Origin of the sequence: Aeromicrobium sp., assembly GCF_047607065.1 — a bacterium.
Classification (GTDB): Bacteria; Actinomycetota; Actinomycetes; order Propionibacteriales; family Nocardioidaceae; genus Aeromicrobium.
The window spans coordinates 1-5,437 of the sequence record NZ_JASGDU010000033.1 but is presented as its reverse complement, the minus strand read 5'-3'; the positions used below and the strand labels follow the sequence as shown (position 1 = coordinate 5,437).

Genomic DNA, 5,437 nt, shown 5'->3' with positions numbered 1-5,437 from the left:
TTCGAGGCTCGTCGCAAGCTCCTCGCACCTCAGGACCCGGCTCGCAAGCTCGCACCTCAATGACCGGGTTCCGCCTATCTGCGGAATCACTGAGTCCCGCTGGTCGGTGAGTCGGCCCCTGAGGTGCGAGGCCGCTCGCGGCCGAGCCTCGAAGGGCAAAGCCTGCCGTGGTGGGTCATTTCGAGGCTCCGCTCGTTCCTCGCTCCGCACCTCAATGACCGGATTACCTCATCTGCGGGCGGTCCTTACGCGCTGAGGGACATCGGACCGTAGACCTCGGTGTCGCCGTCGAGCAGGCGCACCTGGGCGACGCCCTCCTCGACCAGATCCGGATAAGCCTCGCCGATCCAGGTCTCGGCGTCACCACGCGACGGGAACGGGGTCGACGCGCCGACCAGGTTGCCGTCGGCGTCTTCATAGGTCCAGGTCCAGGTCATGTCAGTTCCTCAGGCTTCGCGGGTCGACGGGGTGACGAACGGCGGCTTGGTCACGGTAAAGGCTTCCGAACGCTTGCGCACATCGACGGTGACCGCATCGCCGTCGGCCACGCCGGGGTCGAGCAGGGCCAGGCCGATGCCCTGGCGCAGGGTCGGTGAGAACGTGCCGGAGGTGATCTCGCCGATGATCGCGCCGGAGGCATCGCGCACGGTCATGCCGGGCCTCGGAATGCCGCGGCCATCGGCCCGCAGGCCGCGCAGGGTGCGGACGGTCTTGGCCGCCTTCTGCTCCTCCAGGGCCACCTTGCCCCAGAACTCCGGCTTGGCCCAGCCGACCGCCCATGCGGCGCGCGCCATAACCGGGCTGATCTGGTCGGACAGTTCGTGGCCGTGCAGCGGGTAGCCCATCTCGGTGCGCAACGTGTCGCGCGCGCCGAGTCCGCAGGGGACGATCCCGTGCGGCTCGCCCGCAGCCATGACCGCATCCCACACCGCGCCGGCCGACGCGGCGGGCACGACCAGCTCGTAGCCGCGCTCCCCGGTGTATCCGGTGCGGCAGACCGTGAACTCATGGCCGTCGACCGCGCCGGTGGTGAACGACATGTAATCGTGGTCGACCGGCAGGCCCAAGCCGGTGAGCACCTCGTCGCTGCGGGTGCCCTGCACGGCGATCACGGCGAAGTCACGGTGCTGGTCGATCACCTCGATGTCTGCGGGAGCAGCCTGCGCGAGCCGGGCGACGACGGCTGCGGTGTTCGCGGCGTTCGGGATGAGAAACACCTCGTCGTCGCCGCGCAGGTAGACGATGAGGTCGTCGACGGTGCCGCCGTCGGCGTCGCAGCACAGCGTGTACTGCGCCTGGCCGGGCGCGATCCGGCCGAGGTCGTTGGTCAGGCAGGAGTTGACGAACTCCGCCGCCCCCGCACCGCGCACCAGCGCCTTGCCGAGGTGGCTGACGTCGAACACGCCGACCCCGCCTCGGACTGCGGTGTGCTCGCTGACGACGCCGCTGTATTCCAGCGGCATGTCCCAGCCGCCGAACTCGGCGAACTTGGCACCGAGGACGACGTGGCGGTCGTGCAGGGGCGAACGCAGCAGATCCATGCGGCTCAACCTACTCGCGACCCGCGCTACCGTTTCCTCATGGCTGCCCCCCATCGCCCCGACCTGCCCAGCGTCACCGTGAGCACCGCCCAGCCGCTCACCGCCAAAGCCGAGGTCCTCGTGCTCGGCATCCGCAGCGAGGATGATCGAGACGGCCTGGCCGATGTCCTCGACCTGCTCGGTTTCACCGGCAAGACCGACGAAGTCGTGGTGTTCCCGGCCGGCGAGCGCGCCCAGGCCGACGTGATCGTCGCGGTCGCGCTACCGGCCGAGCCGAGCGCCGCAGACCTGCGCGCCGCCGCCGCCCGAGGCGTGCGGCGGGTGCCGGAGGGTCGTTCGGTGGCCGTCGCACTGCATCCGGCGAGCATCGACGAGACCGTGGCCGTGGCCGAGGGCGTGCGGCTCGGCCGATACCGCTATACCGCCTACAAGACCGCGCCCTCGACCGGCAACCCTCCGGCCGAACACGTGGTGCTCAGTTCCTTCGCCCGCCAGGCGTCGGCGGCGCGGGCCGTCGAGGAGTCGGTCATCGTCACCGACGCCGTCGCACAGGCCCGCGACTGGGTCAACACCCCGCCGGGCGACCTGCGTCCGCCGGCGTTCGCCGAGGCCATCGAGTCCTACGCCGCCGACGACGTCAAGGTCCAGATCTGGGACGAGAAGCGCCTGGCGAAGGAGAACTGCGGCGGCATCCTCGGGGTCGGCCGCGGCTCGGAGGCCCCGCCGCGACTGGTCACCCTCACCTACAACCCCAAAGATGCCGGAGCGCACCTCGCCCTGGTCGGCAAGGGCATCACCTTCGATTCGGGCGGCCTGTCGATCAAGACCGGCACCGGCATGTCGACGATGAAGATCGACATGGCCGGCGCGGCGGCGGTCGTGGCGGCCACGCTGGCCATCGCACGGCTCGGCCTGCCGATCAAGGTCACCGCCTTCGCCTGCCTGGCCGAGAACATGCCGAGCGGTGCCGCAACCCGGCCCGGCGACGTGCTGACCATGCGCAGCGGCAAGACCGTCGAGGTGCTCAACACCGACGCCGAGGGCCGGCTGGTCCTGGGTGACGGTCTCGCGCTGGCCGCCGAGGCCGAACCGGATCTCATCGTCGACGTCGCCACCTTGACCGGGGCCTGCATGGTGGCCCTCGGGGAGCGGACCAGCGGCATCTTCGGCGCGCCCTCAGAGACCGTCGACCGACTGATCGAGGCAGCGGGCACCGTCGGCGAGCCGATGTGGCCGCTGCCGATCCCGTCCGAGATCGGCGCTGCGGTGACCACCTCGAAGGTCGCCGACCTGCGTCAGCACAACCCCAAGCCGTACGGCGGCGCGCTGTTCGCCGCCGCGTTCCTACGCGAGTTCGTCGGCCAGACGCCGTGGGCGCACCTAGACATCGCCGGCCCGTCGTTCAACGACGGTGCCGCCTACGGCGAGGTTCCCAACGGCGGCACGGGCGTCGCCGTCCGCACCCTCGTCCAGCTCGCCCGCGACCTCACCGCCTGACGCGGCGCGCTCGTTTCTCGCGGGTCCTGAGGTGCCCCGACGAAGGAGGGGCCTCGAAGGACGAAGCCTGCGGTGGGGGTCATTTCGACGCTCGCAAGCTCGCGCCTCAATGACCGGGATGGCACCCGGCGCGACCGAATCAATCCACGCCGAGGACGCGGGCGGCCTTCTCGACCTTGTCCCACGCCTCGCGGCTGCCCGTGCGGTCCGGGTGCGCCTTGGCGCGCGCCTGACGCAGCAACAGGGCGAGATCGGCGGGTGTGTGGCCGTCCGGCAGCGGATCGGCTCCGGCGATGACCTCCAGCGTCATCAGGGCAGCCTGCTCGGCCGATGACAGGGCCGAGGAGGCCGCCGGCGTGATCGTCGGGCGCGCCGACGGCCGCGAACGCTGACGCTGGTCATAGTCACGCATACGCTGCGGATAACCGACCCGATTGGTGTCGTAGACCGGGATCTCCAGCTTGCGGGCCAGGTCCACAGCCGCCTGCGGCGAGGCCACCCGCCGCCGCGTCCACTCCCCGTCGCCGGCGATCAGCAGCAGCGTCGTCTGGGTGACCGAGGTCGCCGGCTCGACGAACGCCTCCACCCCGCGCCGCGACCGGGCGAACTCGGTCAGATGATCGAGGTCCGCACGACTCGCATGACGGTCCGAAACGGCCGCACCCGAAGCCGTGCGAGACGTCTTGCGCCGGTTCCACCAAGCCATGACGAACAGTGTGCCGGATCGGGCCGTTCATTGTGACTGCGGTTAGGTCCGCCCCCGTGCTCAGGCTCACCCCCCGAGTGCAAAGATGGCTGCGGGTGAGAATCTCACCACTTCTCGACGACGCTCAACGGAGGACATCGTGGCGGACGCCCCGAACGGCCCTGGCACCTACGACATCGTGATCCTCGGCGGGGGCAGCGGCGGTTATGCCTGCGCGCTGCGCGCCAGTCAGCTCGGCTTCTCGGTGGCGCTGATCGAGAAGGGCAAGCTCGGCGGCACCTGCCTGCACAACGGCTGCATCCCGACCAAGGCCCTGCTGCACGCCGCCGAGGTCGCCGACGAGGTGCGTCACGGTGCGAGCATCGGCGTCAACGCCAGCCTCGACAGCATTGACATGAACGGCGTCAACGCCTTCAAGTCCGGCGTCATCGACCGCCTCTACAAGGGCCTGCAGGGCCTCATCAAGTCCGCCGGCATCACCGTCGTCGAGGGCGAGGGCAAGCTCGTGTCGGCCTCGCCGGGCGGCGGCGGCACGGTCGAGGTCGACGGCGAGCAGTACACCGGCACGAACGTCGTCCTCGCCACCGGCTCGCAGGCCCGCACCCTCGGCCTGGAGATCGGCGGCCGCGTCGTCACCAGCGACGAGGCCCTGACGATGAGCGAGATCCCCGAGCGCGTCGTCATCATCGGCGGCAGCGTCATCGGCGTGGAGTTCGCGAGCGTCTGGAAGTCCTTCGGTGCCGACGTCACGATCATCGAGGGCCTGCCGTCGCTGGTTCCGCTGGAGGATCCGGCCCTCAGCAAGCAGCTGGAGCGGGCCTTCCGCAAGCGCAAGATCGCCTTCAAGACCGGCGTGAAGTTCTCCAAGGTCGAGCAGACCGCGAGCGCTGCGGTGGTCACGCTGGAGAACGGCGAGTCCATCGAGACCGACCTGGTACTCGTGGCGGTCGGCCGCGGCCCGCGCGGCGAGGGCATGGGCTTCAAGGAGGCCGGCGTCACGGTCGACCGGGGCTGGGTGCCCACCGACGAGCGCCTGCACACGAACTTGCCCGGCATCTACGCGGTCGGCGACCTCGTGCCGGGCCTGCAACTCGCACACCGCGGTTTCGCGCACGGCATCTTCGTCGCCGAGGAGATCGCCGGTCTCAACCCGCAGCCGGTCGTCGACTCGGGCATCCCGCGTGTCACCTACTGCGAGCCGGAGTTGGCCAGCGTCGGCATCACCGAGCCGCAGGCCAAGGAGCGCTTCGGTGCCGAGAACGTCGAGGTCGTCGAGTACAACCTGGGCGGCAACGGCAAGAGCCAGATCCTGGCCACCGCCGGCACCGTCAAACTGGTGCGTGAGAAGGATGGCCCCATCGTGGGCGTCCACATGATCGGCACCCGGCTGGGCGAGCAGGTCGGCGAAGCCTCCCTGATCGTCAACTGGGAGGCCTACCCCGAGGATGTCGCCCAGTTCATCCACGCCCATCCGACCCAGAACGAAGCCCTCGGCGAGGCCGCACTGGCCTTGGCCGGTAAGCCCCTCCACTCGCACGCCTGAAGGACGTCACTATGGCCACCGAAGTCACCCTTCCTGCCCTCGGCGAGAGCGTCACCGAGGGAACCGTCACCCAATGGCTCAAAGCCGTCGGTGACACCATCGCCGTCGACGAACCCCTCCTGGAGATCTCCACCGACAAGGTCGACACCG

General features: G+C 69.9%; 6 protein-coding genes. 3 read left to right on the top strand and 3 right to left on the bottom strand.

Annotation, left to right across the window (positions count from 1 at the left end; all coding sequences use genetic code 11):
• Window positions 1-245: 245 nt before the first annotated feature.
• A complete protein-coding gene (locus QM597_RS04760) occupies window positions 246-437 on the bottom strand; it encodes a hypothetical protein (protein ID WP_415003729.1) in 192 nt (63 codons plus the stop codon).
• A gap of 9 nt (window positions 438-446) precedes the next feature.
• A complete protein-coding gene (gcvT, locus tag QM597_RS04755) occupies window positions 447-1,541 on the bottom strand; it encodes a glycine cleavage system aminomethyltransferase GcvT (RefSeq protein ID WP_415003728.1) in 1,095 nt (364 codons plus the stop codon).
• A gap of 39 nt (window positions 1,542-1,580) precedes the next feature.
• On the opposite strand from gcvT, the gene QM597_RS04750 reads away from it, so the two are divergent.
• Window positions 1,581-3,038 carry a leucyl aminopeptidase gene (locus QM597_RS04750; RefSeq protein ID WP_415003727.1) on the top strand — a complete coding sequence of 486 codons (1,458 nt, stop codon included), beginning with the start codon at window positions 1,581-1,583 and terminating at the stop codon, window positions 3,036-3,038.
• 139 nt (window positions 3,039-3,177) lie between these two features.
• Here the strand turns inward: QM597_RS04750 and QM597_RS04745 are convergent, their stop codons facing one another.
• Window positions 3,178-3,744, bottom strand: a complete 567-nt coding sequence (locus QM597_RS04745; RefSeq protein ID WP_415003726.1) for a hypothetical protein — start codon at window positions 3,742-3,744, stop codon at window positions 3,178-3,180.
• 139 nt (window positions 3,745-3,883) lie between these two features.
• Here QM597_RS04745 and lpdA point away from each other — a divergent pair, with 139 nt between their 5' ends.
• Both lpdA and QM597_RS04735 read left to right on the top strand, forming a co-directional pair.
• The gene (lpdA, locus tag QM597_RS04740; protein WP_415003725.1) at window positions 3,884-5,287 is read left to right on the top strand and encodes a dihydrolipoyl dehydrogenase; all 1,404 of its coding nucleotides are present in this window, start codon (window positions 3,884-3,886) and stop codon (window positions 5,285-5,287) included.
• An 11-nt stretch (window positions 5,288-5,298) separates the two neighbouring features.
• The coding region (locus QM597_RS04735) for a biotin/lipoyl-containing protein (protein ID WP_415003730.1) at window positions 5,299-5,437 on the top strand (139 nt) is incomplete at its 3' end.

Excerpts from the sequence above, each read along its gene's own strand:
- QM597_RS04750 (WP_415003727.1), top strand. The coding sequence starts at position 1,581 with ATGGCTGCCCCCCATCGCCCCGACCTGCCCAGCGTCACCGTGAGCACC.
- gcvT (WP_415003728.1), bottom strand. The coding sequence starts at position 1,541 with ATGGATCTGCTGCGTTCGCCCCTGCACGACCGCCACGTCGTCCTCGGT.
- QM597_RS04745 (WP_415003726.1), bottom strand. The coding sequence starts at position 3,744 with ATGGCTTGGTGGAACCGGCGCAAGACGTCTCGCACGGCTTCGGGTGCG.
- QM597_RS04760 (WP_415003729.1), bottom strand. The coding sequence starts at position 437 with ATGACCTGGACCTGGACCTATGAAGACGCCGACGGCAACCTGGTCGGC.